General features: G+C 73.6%; 20 protein-coding genes and 1 tRNA gene. 15 read left to right on the plus strand and 6 right to left on the minus strand.

Translation table 11 applies throughout. The features are described from left to right. Positions 1-115: 115 nt before the first annotated feature. Positions 116-874: a D-Ala-D-Ala carboxypeptidase family metallohydrolase gene (locus ACWEN0_RS12015; RefSeq protein ID WP_451972190.1), complete on the plus strand. Its 759-nt coding sequence runs from the start codon at positions 116-118 to the stop codon at positions 872-874. A gap of 174 nt (positions 875-1,048) precedes the next feature. Here the strand turns inward: ACWEN0_RS12015 and ACWEN0_RS12020 are convergent, their stop codons facing one another. Then, the gene (locus ACWEN0_RS12020) at positions 1,049-1,486 is read right to left on the minus strand and encodes a YybH family protein (protein ID WP_451972192.1); all 438 of its coding nucleotides are present in this window, start codon (positions 1,484-1,486) and stop codon (positions 1,049-1,051) included. Between the two features lie 50 nt (positions 1,487-1,536). Here ACWEN0_RS12020 and ACWEN0_RS12025 point away from each other — a divergent pair, with 50 nt between their 5' ends. Together ACWEN0_RS12025 and ACWEN0_RS12030 are read left to right on the plus strand one after the other, a co-directional pair. Beyond that, positions 1,537-2,175, plus strand: a complete 639-nt coding sequence (locus ACWEN0_RS12025) for a TetR/AcrR family transcriptional regulator (protein ID WP_451972194.1) — start codon at positions 1,537-1,539, stop codon at positions 2,173-2,175. Positions 2,176-2,216: 41 nt separating this feature from the next. Then, positions 2,217-2,732 carry a VOC family protein gene (locus ACWEN0_RS12030; RefSeq protein WP_451972196.1) on the plus strand — a complete coding sequence of 172 codons (516 nt, stop codon included), beginning with the start codon at positions 2,217-2,219 and terminating at the stop codon, positions 2,730-2,732. On the opposite strand, the gene ACWEN0_RS12035 is transcribed toward ACWEN0_RS12030, so the two are convergent. Continuing rightward, positions 2,729-3,154, minus strand: coding sequence for a DoxX family protein (locus tag ACWEN0_RS12035; RefSeq protein ID WP_451973290.1), 426 nt, complete (start codon positions 3,152-3,154; stop codon positions 2,729-2,731). The genes ACWEN0_RS12030 and ACWEN0_RS12035 overlap by 4 nt on opposite strands. A gap of 377 nt (positions 3,155-3,531) precedes the next feature. Between ACWEN0_RS12035 and ACWEN0_RS12040 the strand changes: the two genes are divergently transcribed. The 5 genes from ACWEN0_RS12040 to ACWEN0_RS12060 all read left to right on the plus strand — a co-directional run bounded on the left by ACWEN0_RS12040 (position 3,532) and on the right by ACWEN0_RS12060 (position 6,724). Continuing rightward, entirely contained in the window at positions 3,532-4,227 is a 696-nt protein-coding gene (locus tag ACWEN0_RS12040; RefSeq protein ID WP_451972198.1) for a TetR/AcrR family transcriptional regulator, read from the plus strand. A 95-nt stretch (positions 4,228-4,322) separates the two neighbouring features. Next, entirely contained in the window at positions 4,323-5,588 is a 1,266-nt protein-coding gene (locus tag ACWEN0_RS12045) for a PucR family transcriptional regulator (RefSeq protein ID WP_451972200.1), read from the plus strand. 103 nt (positions 5,589-5,691) lie between these two features. Next, positions 5,692-5,925: a hypothetical protein gene (locus ACWEN0_RS12050; protein ID WP_451973292.1), complete on the plus strand. Its 234-nt coding sequence runs from the start codon at positions 5,692-5,694 to the stop codon at positions 5,923-5,925. Between the two features lie 21 nt (positions 5,926-5,946). Then, positions 5,947-6,570, plus strand: coding sequence for an NAD(P)H-dependent oxidoreductase (locus ACWEN0_RS12055; RefSeq protein WP_451972202.1), 624 nt, complete (start codon positions 5,947-5,949; stop codon positions 6,568-6,570). Continuing rightward, on the plus strand, positions 6,563-6,724 hold the full coding sequence (locus ACWEN0_RS12060; protein WP_451972204.1) for a hypothetical protein: 162 nt from the start codon (positions 6,563-6,565) through the stop codon (positions 6,722-6,724). Before ACWEN0_RS12055 ends, ACWEN0_RS12060 begins: the two co-directional genes overlap by 8 nt. Here the strand turns inward: ACWEN0_RS12060 and bla are convergent. After that, positions 6,708-7,604, minus strand: coding sequence for a class A beta-lactamase (bla, locus tag ACWEN0_RS12065; RefSeq protein WP_451972205.1), 897 nt, complete (start codon positions 7,602-7,604; stop codon positions 6,708-6,710). The genes ACWEN0_RS12060 and bla overlap by 17 nt on opposite strands. Positions 7,605-7,712: 108 nt before the next feature. On the opposite strand from bla, the gene ACWEN0_RS12070 reads away from it, so the two are divergent. The 3 genes from ACWEN0_RS12070 to ACWEN0_RS12080 are packed head-to-tail and all read left to right on the plus strand — an operon-like array spanning position 7,713 to position 9,857. After that, the gene (locus ACWEN0_RS12070) at positions 7,713-8,582 is read left to right on the plus strand and encodes a LysR family transcriptional regulator (RefSeq protein WP_451972207.1); all 870 of its coding nucleotides are present in this window, start codon (positions 7,713-7,715) and stop codon (positions 8,580-8,582) included. Then, positions 8,579-9,481 (plus strand): serine hydrolase, encoded by a 903-nt coding sequence (locus ACWEN0_RS12075; protein WP_451972209.1) that lies wholly within the window; start codon positions 8,579-8,581, stop codon positions 9,479-9,481. The genes ACWEN0_RS12070 and ACWEN0_RS12075 overlap by 4 nt, the downstream gene beginning before the upstream one ends. A gap of 43 nt (positions 9,482-9,524) precedes the next feature. Next, positions 9,525-9,857: an antibiotic biosynthesis monooxygenase family protein gene (locus ACWEN0_RS12080; protein WP_451972211.1), complete on the plus strand. Its 333-nt coding sequence runs from the start codon at positions 9,525-9,527 to the stop codon at positions 9,855-9,857. Positions 9,858-10,175: 318 nt separating this feature from the next. On the opposite strand, the gene ACWEN0_RS12085 is transcribed toward ACWEN0_RS12080, so the two are convergent. Then, on the minus strand, positions 10,176-10,742 hold the full coding sequence (locus tag ACWEN0_RS12085) for a cysteine hydrolase family protein (RefSeq protein ID WP_451972213.1): 567 nt from the start codon (positions 10,740-10,742) through the stop codon (positions 10,176-10,178). Between the two features lie 54 nt (positions 10,743-10,796). Between ACWEN0_RS12085 and ACWEN0_RS12090 the strand changes: the two genes are divergently transcribed. Next, positions 10,797-11,078 (plus strand): hypothetical protein, encoded by a 282-nt coding sequence (locus ACWEN0_RS12090; RefSeq protein ID WP_451972215.1) that lies wholly within the window; start codon positions 10,797-10,799, stop codon positions 11,076-11,078. Here the strand turns inward: ACWEN0_RS12090 and ACWEN0_RS12095 are convergent. Next, complete coding sequence (locus tag ACWEN0_RS12095) at positions 11,075-11,287, minus strand: DUF2795 domain-containing protein (protein WP_451972217.1); 213 nt, start codon at positions 11,285-11,287, stop codon at positions 11,075-11,077. The two genes, ACWEN0_RS12090 and ACWEN0_RS12095, sit on opposite strands and share 4 nt — an antisense overlap. A gap of 34 nt (positions 11,288-11,321) precedes the next feature. Continuing rightward, positions 11,322-12,314, minus strand: coding sequence for a selenide, water dikinase SelD (selD, locus tag ACWEN0_RS12100; protein ID WP_451972219.1), 993 nt, complete (start codon positions 12,312-12,314; stop codon positions 11,322-11,324). 54 nt (positions 12,315-12,368) lie between these two features. On the opposite strand from selD, the gene ACWEN0_RS12105 reads away from it, so the two are divergent. The 3 genes from ACWEN0_RS12105 (at position 12,369) to selB (ending at position 15,458) form a co-directional block, all read left to right on the plus strand. Beyond that, positions 12,369-12,463: transfer RNA gene (locus tag ACWEN0_RS12105), tRNA-Sec, on the plus strand. Next, on the plus strand, positions 12,463-13,746 hold the full coding sequence (gene selA, locus ACWEN0_RS12110) for an L-seryl-tRNA(Sec) selenium transferase (protein ID WP_451972221.1): 1,284 nt from the start codon (positions 12,463-12,465) through the stop codon (positions 13,744-13,746). Before ACWEN0_RS12105 ends, selA begins: the two co-directional genes overlap by 1 nt. Continuing rightward, the gene (gene selB / locus ACWEN0_RS12115; RefSeq protein ID WP_451972223.1) at positions 13,737-15,458 is read left to right on the plus strand and encodes a selenocysteine-specific translation elongation factor; all 1,722 of its coding nucleotides are present in this window, start codon (positions 13,737-13,739) and stop codon (positions 15,456-15,458) included. Before selA ends, selB begins: the two co-directional genes overlap by 10 nt. Positions 15,459-15,475 lie beyond the last annotated feature (17 nt).

The raw sequence follows: 15,475 nt of genomic DNA on the forward strand, positions 1-15,475 counted from the left end.
TGGGGAATTCACGAGCGCCGCCGTGGCCGGAAGTGCGCCGGGGTCGGGGGTTGGCGGATGTTTGGCCGCCGGGTGTCCACTTCACCCCCGTCGCCGAAAGACCACGGAGGTCTCGATGAGCCCGTCCCGTTTCGACCGCCGCACGCTGCTCAAGTCCGGGCTCGTCGTGGCCGGTGGTGTCGCCGCGCTGGCGGCGTTCCCCGCGATCGCGGAGGCCTACTCGTGGCCGGCTTCCCTGCAGTCCGGCTCGACCGGCGCCGCCGTCGAGGAACTCCAGATCCGGATCGCCGGCTGGGCCGCCGACGGTCCGAAGCAGACGTACGTCGCCACCGACGGCGACTTCGGGCCGGCCACGGCCGCCGCGCTCAAGCGCTTCCAGGCCGCGAACCACCTGACCGCCAACGGGATCGCCGACGCCGACGACTTCGCGGCGCTCAACGCGCTCGAGTCAGCCGACGGGTCGACCGCGCACTTCGAGTTCGGCGAATTCACGTCGAACGACGGCACCGGCTTCAGCGGCGGGAAGGTCGGCGCGGCGACGGTCAAGGAGAACGTCCGGCGGCTGATGTACAAGCTGGAAGCGTTGCGGCTCAAGGCAGGCGGCCGCGCGATCACGATCTCGTCCGGCTTCCGCAGCATCGCGCACAACCAGGCCGTCGGCGGCGCGTCGAACAGCATGCACCTCTACGGTGTCGCGGCGGACGCCTACGTGAGCGGGCTGAGCACGCGCCAGGTCTACGTGCTCGCCGAGGCCTGCGGCTTCTCCGGCCTCGAGCGGTACACCCTCTCGGACGCGCACCAGCACGTGGACAGCCGGGTCGAGTACGCCTACGGCTCGCAGAGCTGGTGGTGGGAGAGCGGCACCGTCAGCTGAAAGTGCGGTGATGCCCCGGACTTGGCTTCGGGGAAAGGTCGGATCCGGGGGCATCACCGCCCGCGGGACAGCTGACACGGTGTCCTGCGGTGGACCAAACCTACGTACCGCCGGGGCATCTGACCAGGGCCTCGATGCGGTGTCGAAGGTTTGTCGCCCGGTCGGTCACCGCACCTACCGAGAGTGGAGCGCCGACCCGGGGCCGGGCTCGTCCGGCGGCCGGTCGCCGTGGCGGTGGACGATCTTCCACTCGCCCTCTTCGCGGCGGTACACGTGCGTGACGCGCAGCGTGTACGTCGTCGGTCTGCCGTTGACCGACACGGTGTTGTGCTCGAAGCCGATCGTGTAGGCGAGGTCACCGCTCGCGCCGGCCGCGACCACCTCGAAGCGGTACTCGCGCGAGTCGGAGAACTGGGCGGCGACCCGGCCGAACGCGTCGCTCACGTCGGCCCAGCCCGTGCGGATCGGCAGCCAGGCACCGAAAAGGCTCACCGGATCGGCCTTCGACCAGAGCGCGGTGCGCGGTGCCGGGTCGCCGTGGTGGATGGCGCGTTCGGCGGCGGTCTGCCGGGGCAGCATCTCGGCCAGGAACGCTTCGGTGGCGGAGGGCATGATGACTCCAATACAGTCGTGCTGTTTTCAATACAGTGAGGATGTATCGGATGAGTGGGCCCGTCAAGCGCCGCTACGACGCCAGCCGTCGGCAGGCACAGGCCGGGGAGAACCGGCGCCGCATCCTGAGCGCGGCGCACGACCTTTTCGTCACGAAGGGTTACGGCCGGACGACCATCGCGGATGTCGCGCGTGAAGCCGGCGTCGCGCCCGAGACGGTCTATTCGGCCTTCAAGAACAAACCGGGGCTGCTGCACCGGACCTGGGATGTGACGGTCGGCGGGGACGCCGAAGACGTCCCGCTGCTGGAGCGCCCGGAGCTGCGGGCCGTGTTCGCCGAGTCCGACCTGCGGCAGCGGTTCGCGGCGTTCGCGGTCTTCAACACCGCGGCGATGCGCCGGACCGCGCGCCTGCACGGCGCGGTGCGCGGAGCGGCGGCGAGCGACCCCTCGGCGGCGGCGATGCTCGCCGAGATCGACCGCCAGCGGCTGGACTCGATGGCCGAGCACGCCCGCGCGGCCGCGGAGACCGGACAGCTGGCGGTCGCGGAGGAGGAGTGCCGCGACGTGCTGTGGTCCACGACGGACGGGACGCTGTGGCAGCACCTCGTCGAGGAACGCGGGTGGCCGGACGAGCGCTACGCGGCGTGGCTCGGGCGGCTCTGGGGAGTGTCCTTCGTGGTAGCCTGAAGTTGAAACTTCAATCGATTGTGCCGCGCGCGGGAGCCCCGATGTCGATCTTTCGCCTGAACCACGCCGTGTTGTACGTCCGGGATTTGGCCGAAAGCGTCGCGTTCTACCGGGACGTGCTGGGCTTCGACTACATCGAAGGCGGCGACAGCCACCGCGGCGCGGCGTTCCTGCGGGCCCCCGGCTCGGCCAACGACCACGACCTCGGCCTCTTCGAGCTCGGCCCGCACGCCGGGAACTCGGGCGCCGGCCAGACGTCGGTCGGCCTGTACCACCTCGCGTGGGAGGTCGACACGCTCGGCGACCTCGAGCGGCTCGCCGGCAAGCTCGAGGCGGCCGGCGCGCTGGTCGGCTCCTCCGACCACGGCACCACGAAGTCCTTGTACGCCAAGGATCCCAGCGGGCTCGAGTTCGAAGTGGTCTGGATCATCCCGCGCGAGCTGCTGACCGACGACGACCGCGCGAAGAGCAAGGTCATCGGCCGGCTCGACCTCGCGGGCGAGCTGGCGAAGTACGGCGCCGACACGCGCGGCGGCGTGGGGATTTCGCGCTCCTAGGCGGTGACGCGCTCGCGGGCCGGCCGCGAACTCCGCTGCAGGGCGGGCAGGTTGCCGAGCGCGAAGCGGCCGGGGCCGGCGAACGCGACGACGAGCAGGCCCCAGCAGAAGAGCGCCGCAGCTTCGCCGCCGTTCTGGATCGGGAACAGGCCGTCCGGCAGGTGCACGGTGAAGTAGGCGAAGGCCATCGAGCCGGACCCGAGGACGGCCGCGGCGCGGCTGCCGAGACCCACGCAGACCAGCGCGCCGCAGACGAGCTGGATCACCGCGGCCCACCAGCCCGGCCACGCCCCGACGGCGGCGGGTGCCTTCGCGCCGAAGAGGCCGAAGAGCGTTTTCAAGCCGTGGCAGGCGAACAGGAAGCCGATGACGATGCGGTAGAGCCCGATGACGTGCTCGCGGGCCGGGTCCAAGCGGGACATGGTGCCTCCGGTGGTGTCGCGGGCGGCCTCGAACCGGCCGGAGCCGTGCCCGGCCTCTGCGGGGTCGATGCGCTCAGATATACCGGTCGTAAATGATTCACGCACCCTCCGAAAGTTGCTTAACCGGTTTTTCGGCGGAGCAATTGCGGCTGCTTGCCGCAGTGGTCTATACCAGACACTTTAGGTTGCGGTGTAACGGGAAACCGCCATCCGGGTGATCTTCCCCCTATGGTCCAGACCAGTTTGCGTACTGGTCCTGTTTCGCCGGTGTTTCCGATTCTTTTCGTATCGCCTTTTCACGGTGGAAAAACGGCGACGCGGCCCCGTGTCACGGTGGCGAACATGCTCGGAACGAACATGTTCGCTACCATGGCGGCATGGCTCCGGAACGCACGTACAACCGCCGGGAGCGTCCGGCGAAACCGGCACTGACCCGCGACGGGATCGTGGCCACCGCCGTCGCGGTCATGCGCGCCGAAGGCGTCGAGCGGGTCACCATGCGCCGGCTCGCCAAGGAGCTCGACACCGGCGCGGCCTCGCTCTACGTCTACGTCAAGGACACCGAAGAGCTGCACGCCGCGGTCCTCGACGAGCTGCTCGCGGAGGTCGGCCTCGGCGGCGCGGGGGACTGGCGCGAGCGCCTCTGGGCGGTGCTGGACTCCTACCGGTCGGTGCTGTTCGCGCACCCGAGCCTCGCCCGGGTCGCGCTGGTGACCCGGCTGAGCGGGCCGCACTACCTGGGCGTCGTCGAAGCCGTGCTCGCGCTGCTCGCCGAGGGCGGGATGCCCGCCGGGCAGGCCGCCTGGGCCGTCGACGTGCTGCTGCTGACCGCCACCGCGACCGCCGTCGAGCACGGCAGCCGCCGGGAGCGGCCCGGGGCCGGCCGCGAGCACGACGTCATGGTCGAATCCGTCGCCACCGCGTCGCCCGAAACCCACCCGCACATCGCCGCGCTGGGCAGCGACCTGGTGTCCGGTCCGGGCCCCGCTCGCGCGCGGTGGGCGTTCGACGCCCTGCTCAACGGCGCGCTCGCCACCCCGCGCCCGGAGGCCGGCGGAACGGACCTGCCGTGACCCGGGCGAGCGAAGTTCAAGCCCCGGCCGAAACGTCCGCCTTGATCGGCGCGTTCGCCGGACGGGCTTGATCGACCACCCCGTAAAGTGGCTCCATGGTCGACGAAGAAGTCGTCTCGGACCGCATCCGGCAGGTCGCCGCCACCCTGGCGGAGCGGGCGGGCGAGCTCACCGGCGAGCTGGTGCAGCTCTACGCCGCCGACCTGCCGCAGCTGGTCAACGACGACGAGCGCATGGTGAGCCTGCTGACGGCGAGCGTCTACCAGAACATCGAGACCGCCCTGCAGATCTTCCGCCACGGCATCGACCCGGCGAACGTGGAACCACCGGCCGCGGCGATGGAGTACGCGCGCCGGCTGGCCCAGCGCGGCACGCCCGTGTTCGACCTGATCCGCGCGTACGACCTCGGGCAGGCCGCGATGCTCGACTTCGGGTTCCAGGAGTGCGTCCGGGTGGTCGACGACGCGGCCCTGCTCGGGGCGATGATGCGCCGGCTGCTCAAGGTCGCCTACGAGTTCATCACCCGGGTGGTGCGCCAGCTCGTCGGCGTCTACCAGGACGAACGCGACAAGTGGCTGCTCAACCGCAGCGCCGCGCGAGCGGCGAAGGTGCTCGACCTGCTCGGCGAGAACGGCGGCCCGCCCGACGTCGACGCGGCCGAGGCGGTGATCGGCTACCGGCTGCGCGGCCGGCACGTCGGGATGATCGTCTGGCACGCGTCGGAGGCCTACGTCGACGACGCCCTGTCGTTGCTGGAGTCGGTCGCGGGGGCGGTGCTGGAGCGGGCCGGCGGCGAGGGCCGGCCCCTGTTCGTGCCCCGCGACCAGGCCGGCGCGTGGGTGTGGCTCCCGCTCGCGCCGGGGGCGACGGTCGGCCGCGAGCACCTCGACGCGGTGCTCGCCGGGTCCGACCCGGGCGTGCGCGTGACTATCGGCGACCCCGGCACGGGTGTTGCGGGCTTCCGCGACACCCACCAGCAGGCCCGCCGGGTGCACGCCCTGGCGCTGGCCGCCGGGGAGCACTGCGACCGTGCCCTGACCTTCCGCGAGGTCGGCACGGTGGCGCTGATGTCGAGCGACCTCAACGCGGCCCGGCTGTGGGTCGCGAGCACGCTCGGCCCGCTGAGCGCCGACGACGAGAACTGCGGGCGGCTGCGCGAAACCCTTCGCGTGTTCCTCGCGACCGGCGGCAGCTACACCGCGGCCGCCGCCGAACTGACGATGCACAAGAACTCGGTGCAGTACCGCGTCCGCAAGGCGCAGGAGCTGCTGCCGCGCGGGCTCGCCGACAGCCGCCTGGACGTCGAGCTCGCGCTCAACCTGAGCCTGCGCCTGGGCGCGGCGGTGCTCTCCCCGGCGTGACTTTGGTATCCCGGACCACCGGCGCCGAAGATCGTTGGGTCGTGAGCACGAAGCCCGGGTCCGCCGTTCGGCCTACCGTTCCGGTATGGGTGAAAACGGTGGAATGCTCGCGCTGGTGCGGCTGCGCCGAGGCGTCGTGGGCGAGAGCAGACGCGTCTGCCACCTGATCCCCGTTCCCGCCCCGGGCAAGGTGCCCGACCGGCTGACGGCGCTGTGCGGGGAAGCGATCTTCCCCGGCGACGCCGAGGTCCTGGACGGGCTGCGCGGCATGCCGTGCCACTCGTGCCTGATGGAGAGCGCGCCCTCGGGGCCGGGGCTGCTGGCGAACGCGGGCTGATCTCCCTGGCAAGCTGACACCGTGAGCGACGAGACGGTGGTGGTCCTGCTGGCCCACCCGCGGCCGGGGAGCTTCAACCACGCGCTCGCCGCGCGGGTCCGCGACACGCTGACGCGGTCGGGCCGGGAAGTGCGTTTCCACGACCTGTACGCCGAAGGCTTCGACCCGGTGCTCAAGGCGGAAGAGGCGTACACGAGCGGGACCCGGGCGGAGGAGTTCCTCGCCGCCGAAACGGATCCGTTGGTACGCCGGCACCGGGACGACCTGCGGGAGGCCGGCGGGCTCGTCGCGGTCCACCCGAACTGGTGGGGCAAGCCGCCCGCCATCCTCGGCGGCTGGCTCGACCGGATCCTCGTCCCCGGCGTCGCGTACCGCCTCGACGACGCCGGCGGCGCGCCCGAACCGCTGCTCCCGGTGCGGCGGCTGCTGGTCGTCAACACGTCCGACACTCCCGAGGACCGGGAGCGGACGCTCTTCGGCGACCCCCTGGACGCGATCTGGCGGCGTTGCCTGGCGCCCTACCTCGGCGAGCCCGAGGTGCGCCGGCTCGTGCTGCGCGTCGTGGCCGACGCGGACGACCATCGCCGCGCGCAGTGGCTCGAAGACGTCGAAACCGAGGTCCGGCGCCTGTTCGGTGGTGACTGACCGGTTCCGGGCACTTCCCGCGACTACTCCGACGAGGAAGGCACCGGCGGGGCCGGGCGGCGCGGCACCCGAGCCGGGTTCGCTCGTGCGGGCCGAGGTCGTCGGCACCCACGGCGTCGATCTCGAGGCCCGGATCCTCACCGAAGAGCGTTGAAGACCAGCTTCGCGGCCTCCGCGATCACCCGGTCGTCCGGCTTCGCGTCCTTCGTCTTCTTGTCGGACATGACGACCAGCACGATCGGGGCGCGCCCGGGCGGCCAGACGACGGCGATGTCGTTGCGCGTGGCGTAGTCGCCGGTGCCGGTCTTGTCGGCGACGGTCCAGCCCGCGGGCGTGCCGGCCCGGATCACCGTCGCGCCGGTCAGGTTGGCGCGCATCGTGTCCGTGAGGATCTTCCGCTGCTCCGGCGGCAGCACGTCACCGAGGGTGAACGCGCGCAGGCTGCCGGCCATCGCGCGGGGCGTGCTGGTGTCGCGGACGTCGCCCGGCGAGAGGTCGTTGAGACCGGGCTCGGTCCGGTCGACGTGCGTGGTCGTGTCGCCGATCCCGCGGAGCGCGGCGGCGAGCCCCGGCGGTCCGCCGAGTTCCTCGAACAGCAGGTTCGCGGCCGTGTTGTCGCTGTAGCGCAGGGCCGCGTCGATCGCGTCGCGCAGCGAAATGCCGGTGCCGACGTGCTTTTCGGTGACCGGGGAGTTCGGTTGCAGGCCGGCGCGGGTGTACTTCAGCACCTTCGCGAGTCCTTCGACGCTCGTGCGCTGCAGCACGGCGGCGGACGAGAACGCCTTGTGCGTCGAGGCGTAGCCGAAGCGTTCGTCGGCGCGGTGGGCGAGTTCGCGGCCGGTGCCGGTGTCCACGGCGTACACGCCGAGACGGGCGTCGAACTCCCGCTCCAGCGGCGCGAAGTCGGCTTGCGGCGCGCTCGCCGTCGTGGGCGTCGGTGAGGCAGGGGGAGCCGGGGCTTCGGCCGCGCAGGCGGTGAGCGAAACGAAGGCCAGCGCGGCGAGCGCGGCCCGCCGGACGTGGGGGAACGGCACGGTGCATCCTTTCCGGTCATGATCGACATCCGCAGTCTCGCCGGGTTCGCCGATGCTGTCCAAGACGGAAACGCGCGGTTCGATGCCGGAATCGCATAGAGTGCGGTCGTGGACCTGGTCGGCGGCTGCAGGGCGTTCGTGAGCGTGAGCGAGGCGGGGAGCTTCACGGCCGGTGCCGCCGTGGCGCACATCCCGCAGCCGGTCGCCAGCCGGCGCATCGCCGCGCTGGAACGGCACTTCGGCGAGCAGCTGTTCGACCGCTCGACCCGGCGGGCGCGGCTCACGCCGTTCGGGCGCGACGTGCTGCCCACGGCCCGGCGGCTGGTGCAGCTCGCCGACGCGCTGGAGCACGACGCCCGGCGCGCCCGGCTGCGGCCGATGCGCGTGGCCGTCCCGGACACCTGCGGGGTGCGTGACCTCGCGGAGCTCGTCGCCGAGGCCCGTGCGCTCGAGGTCCACCTGGAGTTCCGCGTCGCGCCGCCGGGGGAGCGCGCCGAGCTCGTCCGGACGCAGGAGGTGCGGGCCGCGCTCGTCGCGGTCCCGGCCGACGAGGGCGTGTGGTCGGTGCCGCTGGGACTGGCGGGCGTGGCCGAGCCGTCGACGCGGGTCGTGCACCTGGAGACCCTGCGGGCCGGGCGGTCCGGCGGCCCGCGGCGGCGCGCGTGGATCCAGCCGGAGGACGACGTCCCGCACGTGCGGGACCGGCTGCTGCGGGTCCGGGACCGGGTGGGCCTGCCACCGGCCCAGGTCGAGGTGGCGGGCTCGCTCACCGCGGCCGCCGCGGCCGTGTTCGGTTCGGCGGACCTGCTGCTGTGCTCGGCCGCGCAGGCCGGGGAACTGGGACTGCACTGGCGGCCGGTCGGGGAGGTTTCGCTGGCCCGCGGGTTCGGCGTCGCCGCGGCGCTGGCCGCGGACGCCGACCGGCTGCGGGACGGGTTGCGGGTGGCCGTCGGACGGTGTTTGGGAGTCGAGGGATGACGGGCGAAGCGCTGGTCCGGCAGCTGCGGGCCGAGCTGGACGACGGCGGGCTGCGCGGGTCCTTCCTGGTCCGCGACCTGCGCTCCGGCCACGAGCTGGGGATCGACCCGGACCGCGTGTACCCGATCGCTTCGCTGGTCAAGGTGCCGTTGGCGGCGGCGACGTTCGAGCGCGTCCGCCGGGGCGAGCTGGACGGCGCGACCCAGCTGGAGGTCGCGCCCGGCGGCGTCACCACGCCCGGGCCGATCGGGCTGACCCGGTTCCGCCACCCGGCCCGCGTCGCGATCGAGGACCTGCTCTACCTGAGCACGTCCCTGAGCGACGGCGTGGCCGCCGACGTCCTGTTCGGCCTCACCCCGCCGGCGCGGATCACGGCACAGCTGGACGACTGGGGACTGCCCGGGATCGCCGTCCGGCACCTGATGGCGGACCTCGTCGACACCCCGGCCGAGCGGTTCGACGCGGGCGAGGCCGACCTGGCGCACTCCCTGGCCATCGGCGCGGGCACGGCCGGCCAGGGCCACCGCCTCCCGCAGCTCGACGTCACGCGCGCGAATTCGGCGTCGGCGCGGGCCCTGCTCGACCTGCTGCAGGCGTTGTGGACACCGTCGAAGATCGACCCGTCGGTGGCCGCGAAGGTGCGGGAACTGATGGCGCACAACGTGATCCGCCACCGCCTGACCCCGGACTTCGCCTCGGACGCGGCCCGCTGGTCGTCGAAGACGGGGACGCTGCTGAACCTGCGGCACGAAGCGGGCGTCGTCGAGCACGCGGACGGCCGGCTGTTCGGAGTCGTGGCGCTGACGGAGTCGCGGGTGCCGGCGGTGCTCCAGCCGGAGGCGGACGTGCTGATGTCCCGGGTCGCACGCGCCCTGCGCGACCACCTGCGCGGGGCGTGAGAAATCGGTTGGTGCGCGGAACGCGCGGACCTAGGCTCCGCGCGTGTCCTTCACCAGACCCGAACCGCCGTACTACGCGGTGATCGTCAGCAGCGCCCTCGACGCGGACAACCTGGACGGCTACGCGTCGTTCGACGAACGCATGACCACGCTCGGCCGAGCCCAGCCGGGCTACCTGGGCCGCGAATCGAAAACGGGCCCGGACGGTCGCGACCTGACGGTGCTGTACTACCGCGACGCCGAGTCGATCGCGGCGTGGAAGCAGCACCCGGAACACCTCGAAGCCCAGCGACGCGGACGCGAGCAGTGGTACGCGGATTACCACATCGAAGTGGCCAAGGTGGAGCGCGCTTACGGCTTCACGCGCGAGAAGTAAGGCTTCCGTAGTGAGTGGGAAACACGGTTTCCCGCTCACGACAAGCCACACCGAGCGGTCGGGGCACGCCCAGCGGCTGCGGGTGTCCGCAGCCGCGGTCTCCGCGGGGCGGCGGTGCCCGCGCGGTGTCGGCGGTGTGGGCGGTGTCCGCGGGTCGGCGGTGTCCGCGCGGTGTCGGTGGTGTCCGCGGGGTGTCGGTGGTGTCCGCGGGGTGTCGGCGGTGTGGGCGATGTCCGCCGCTCGGCGCCGCCCCGCGGGCACCCGGCCCAAGCGCGGTTCCGGCCCGCCCGCCCCGGCACCGTTCTCGAGAGCCGCGGCTCAGGCCGAAGCCTTCACCCCGAACTCCACCTCGGCCGCCGCCACGATCCCGGCCGTCCGGCCCGGTGCCGTGTGGTATTGCCAGTACAGGTTCGTGTGCGCGATGACCTGGCCCGGCGCCGGTGCGCCGTACGCCGAAAGGTCCTCCGTCGTGTGCGCGTCCGACACCAGCGTCGCGTCGTAGCCGCGGGTGATCGCGCCGTGCAGGGTGGCGCGGATGCAGGCGTCCGTCTGGGCTCCCGTCACCACCAGGCGGCCGATGCCGCGCGCGGCCAGGACCTCCTCCAGGTCCGTCGCCTCGAACGAGTCGCCGTACTCCTTGTGCACCACCGGTTCCGCCTCGCGCCGGACCAGCTCGGGCACGTACTGCCACGGTTCGCCGCCGCGGGGGAGCTCGTCGCTCGTGTGCTGCACCCACACCACCTCGGTCCCCGCCGCGCGGGCCTTTTCCACCAGGCCGGCGATGTTCGCGATGACGGCCGAGCGGTCGTGGGCGCCGTCCATCACGCCGTTCTGCACGTCGACCACGAGCAACGCGGTGTTCGGTCGGTCGGTCAAAGTCGTCATGCCGGCACCTTAACCACGGGCACCGACACTTTTCGCGAAGTAGCATGCCCTGCCATGGACTACGGGATGCTGCTGCTCGGCGTCGTCCTGCTCGTCGTGGTCGTCGGCCTGGGGTCTTCGGCCACCGAACGCAGGCTCAGCCGCCGGCTCGACCGGATGGAACGGAAGCTGGACGCGATCGTCGCCCAGCTCGGGGTGACCGTCGAGGAGCCGGGGCTCGCCGAGGTCACCGCGCTGCTGCGCGAAGGCAAGAAGATCCAGGCGATCAAGGCCTACCGCGAGAACACGGGAGCGGACCTGAAGGAGGCCCGCGACGCCGTCGAGCGGCTCGCTTAGGGCGCGCCCCGGACGCGCTTCGCGGAGACGGCCTCCCACACCGCGTCGAAGTCCGGGTACCGGTCGCCCTCGGGCAGGCCGCCGAGGAAGCCGAGCACGGAGTCGCCGCCGCCGGCCGCGGCGGCCCGGCGCAGGAGTTCGTCGCGGCCGCACGGGTATTCCGTCGCGGCCAGGTGCTGTTCGAGGCTGGATCGGTCCGGTGCAGGCATGCGCGTCGCGTACCCGTGGCCGCGCGCCCGAAACTCAGCCGGCGACGATCGTGTGGTCCGACCGGGGCAGCAGCTCCCCGATCACCGGGTGGCCCGGCAGCTCGCCGGCGACCAGCAGCCCCCCGGACGTCTGGGCGTCGGCCAGCAGCAGCACCTCGTCCTCGGGCAGCCGCGCCAGGTCGGCGTGCGGGCGCACCCAGTCGAGGTTGCGCCGCGTGCCGCCGCTGACGTACCCGTCGCGCACCGCCTCGCGCGCTCCCTCGACGTACGGCACCGCCGCCGGGTCGATCCGGGCGGTGACGCCGCTGGCCCGCGCCAGCTTGTGCAGGTGCCCCAGCAACCCGAAGCCGGTGACGTCGGTGGCGCAGACGGCCCCGGCGGCGAGCGCGGCGCGGGCGGCGTCGTCGTTCAACGTCGTCATGACGTCGATCGCCTGCGCGAACCGTTCGCCGGTGGCCTTGTGCCGCGAGTTCAGCACGCCGATGCCCAGGGGCTTGGTCAGCGTCAGGGGCACGCCCGCCCGGCCCGCGTCGTTGCGCAGCAGCCGCGCGGGGTCCGCGACGCCGGTGACGGCCAGCCCGTACTTCGGCTCCGGGTCGTCGATGCTGTGCCCGCCGGCGAGGTGGCAGCCGGCCTTGCCGCACACGTCGAGACCGCCGCGCAGCACCTCGCCCGCCAGCTCGAACGGCAGCGTCTCCCGCGGCCAGCCCAGCAGGTTGACCGCGACCACCGGCGTGCCGCCCATGGCGTAGACGTCGGAAAGCGCGTTGGCCGCGGCGATCCGGCCCCAGTCGTAGGCGTCGTCGACCACCGGGGTGAAGAAGTCGGTGGTCGCGATGAGCGCGGTCGACCCGGAGATCCGGACCGCCGCCGCGTCGTCGCCGGTGTCGAGACCGACGAGGAGCTCGCCCGCCGGGTGGGCGGGCGAGCTCCCGGTGAGGCCGCGGACGGCCGCCTCGAGCTCGCCGGGCGGGATCTTGCACGCGCAGCCGCCGCCGTGCGCGTACTGCGTCAGTCGGATGGCCACCGGTTCATCGTGCCCGCCGGCCGCGGAGTTGGCAGGATGGCGGCCATGGTGCAGGGAGGCGTATCCGGCCTGGTGACCGGCGCGGTCTTCAAAACCGTTGAGCGGCAGGTCCTGCCGCTGGCGGGTTCGATTCCCGTCCGCCTCCGCCATGCCTGACCCGCGCCGCGCGATCCCGCGGACCGACGCGGTCCTGGCCGAGCCCCGCATCGCGAAGGCGGCCGGGACGCTCGGCCGTGACCTGGTCAAAGCGGTCGTCCACCACGTCCAGCAGGACGCGCGCGCGGGCGCGGTCGCCGTCGGGGACGTCGTCGACGTCGTGCTCGAGCGTCTTCCGGCGAGCGCGGCCTCACTGCGGCCGGTGATCAACGCGACCGGCGTCGTCGTGCACACCAACCTCGGCCGGGCCCCGCTGTCCGCGGCCGCGCTCGACGCCCTGGTGGCGGCCGGCGGCGCGACCGACGTGGAGTTCGACCTCGCGACCGGCGAGCGAGCCCGCCGCGGCCGGGGCGCCCTCGCGGCGCTCGCCGCCGCGGTCCCGGACGCGGGCGCGGTCCACGTCGTCAACAACAACGCGGCGGCCCTCATGCTCTGCGCGCTCGCCCTGGCCCCGGGCCGGGAGGTCGTCGTCAGCCGCGGCGAGCTGGTCGAGATCGGCGACGGCTTCCGCATCCCCGACCTCCTGGCCTCGACCGGCGCGCGGCTGCGCGAAGTCGGCACGACGAACCGGACGTCCGTCCGGGACTACGCCGGCGCGATCGGCCCGGACACCGGGTTCGTGCTGAAGGTGCACCCGTCGAACTACCTCGTCACCGGCTTCACCTCGGAGGCGACGGTCACCGAACTGGCCGGACTCGGCGTACCGCTGGTCGCCGACATCGGCTCCGGGCTCCTGACGCCGCACCCGCTCCTGCCGGACGAGCCGGACGCGGCCAGTGCCCTGCGCGCGGGCGCCACGGTCGTCACGGCCAGCGGGGACAAGCTGCTCGGCGGTCCCCAGGCAGGCCTGCTGCTCGGCGACGCCGAGGTCGTCGAGCGGCTGCGGCGGCACCCGGCCGCGCGGGCCCTGCGCGTCGACAAGCTCACGCTCGCCGCGCTCGAAGCAACGCTTCGCGGACCGGAAACGCCCGTTCGCGCAGCACTGGACGCGTCCGCCGAAACCCTGCGACGCCGGGCCGAAGCCCTCGCCCTGAGCCTGCGGGACCTCGGTGCCGAGGCGGTCCCGTCCCTGGCGGCCGTCGGCGGCGGGGGCGCGCCGGGCGTCGAGCTGCCGAGCTTCGCGGTCGGCCTGCCCGCCCGGTACGCGGCGGCCTTGCGCACCGGCGACCCCGCGGTCGTGGGCCGCGTCGAACGCGACCGCTGCCTGCTCGACCTGCGGACCGTGCGCCCGGAAGAGGACGCGAAGCTCGGGGAAGCCGTCCGCCGATGCGGGTGATCGTCACCGCCGGGCACGTGGACCACGGGAAGTCGACGCTGGTGCGCCGGCTGACCGGGATGGAACCGGACCGCTGGGCCGAGGAGCGCCGCCGCGGCCTCACCATCGACCTCGGGTTCGCCTGGACGCGGATCGGCGGCGAAGACGTCGCCTTCGTCGACGTCCCGGGTCACGAACGGTTCGTGCCGAACATGCTGGCCGGGGCCGGCCCGGCGCCCGCGGTGCTGTTCGTGGTCGCCGCGGACGAGGGCTGGATGCCGCAGTCGGCCGAACACCTCGCCGCGCTGGACGCGTTCGGCGTGCGACGCGGGCTGCTGGTCGTCACCAAGGCCGACCGGGCCGATCCGGCGGCCGCTACCGAGGTGGCGCGGCACGAGATCGGCCGGACGTCGCTGGGCGCGGTGCCGAGCGTTGCGGTCAGCGGCGCGACGGGCTCGGGGTTCGCCGAGCTGCGCGCGGCGATTTCCGAGCTCACCGGCGGCCTGCCGACGCCCGATCCGGACGCCGACGTGCGGCTCTGGATCGACCGCGCGTTCACTGTGTCGGGCGCGGGAACGGTCGTCACCGGCACCCTCGGCGCGGGCACGATCGCCGTCGGCGACGAGCTGCTCCTCGGCGGCACCCGGGTGAAGGTCCGCGGTCTGCAGGCGCTGGGCGAGCCGTGCGAGCGGGTCCGAGCCGTGGCCCGGGTGGCGGTGAACCTGCGCGGGACCGCGCGCGGCGACGTCGGCCGCGGCGACGTCCTGCTGACGCCGGACCGGTGGCGCACCACGGCCGAGCTCGACGTCCGGCTGCGCGGCGCGGCCGCCGCGGACCTGCACCGGAACCTGGTGCTGCACTTCGGGACCGCCGCGGTGCCGGTGCGGATCCGTCCACTGGGGACGGACACCGCGCGGCTCACCCCGGCCGGCGCGCTGCCCCTGCGCGTCGGCGATCGCGGGCTGGTGCGCGACCCCGGGATGCACCGGATCGCCGCCGGGTTCGACGTGCTCGACGTCCACCCGCCGTCGCTGGCCCGCCGCGGCGCCGCTCGCGCGCGCGGCGACGAGCTGGCCGATCCGGATCTCGCGCGGACCTACCTGCGCCGCACCGGGTTCGTCCGGGCCGCGGACCTCGCCGCGATGGGCCTGCCGGAGACGGGGGACCGGCTGGGCGAGTGGCTCGCCGACCCGGCCCGGTTCGCCGGGCTGCGGGCGGAGGCGGCGGCGATCGTGCGCGGGTGGGATGCCGTCGCGGCGGGCGTGCCGGTCGAGGCCCTGCGGCAGCGGCTCGGGCTGCCCGCCGCGGAGCTGGTCGAGCCGCTGCTGGCGGGCACCGGCCTGACCGTGGCGGGCGGGCTCGTCCGGCGCCCGGGCGGGCTGGCCCCGGACGTCGAAAAGGCCGTGGAAGCGGTCGAAAAGCGGCTGGCCGGGCACCCGTTCCGCGCGCCGGAGGCGGACGAGCTGCGGGCGCTGGGCCTGGGCCGCCGCGAACTGGCCGCGGCCGTCCGGCTCGGCCGGCTGACCGCGGTCGCCGAGGGCGTCGTGCTCGGCCCGGACGTCGAGGAGCGGGCGGTGGCCGTGCTGCGCGGGCTGACCCGGCCGTTCACCGTTTCGGAGGCGCGCAAGGCCCTCGACAGCACCCGGCGGGTGATGATCCCGCTGCTGGAGCGGCTCGACGCGGCCGGCCGCACCGAACCGCTCGGCGACGGAACCCGGATGGTGCGCGGTTAGCGCTGCGATTCGCGGGT

Source organism: Amycolatopsis sp. NPDC004378 (genome assembly GCF_053602455.1).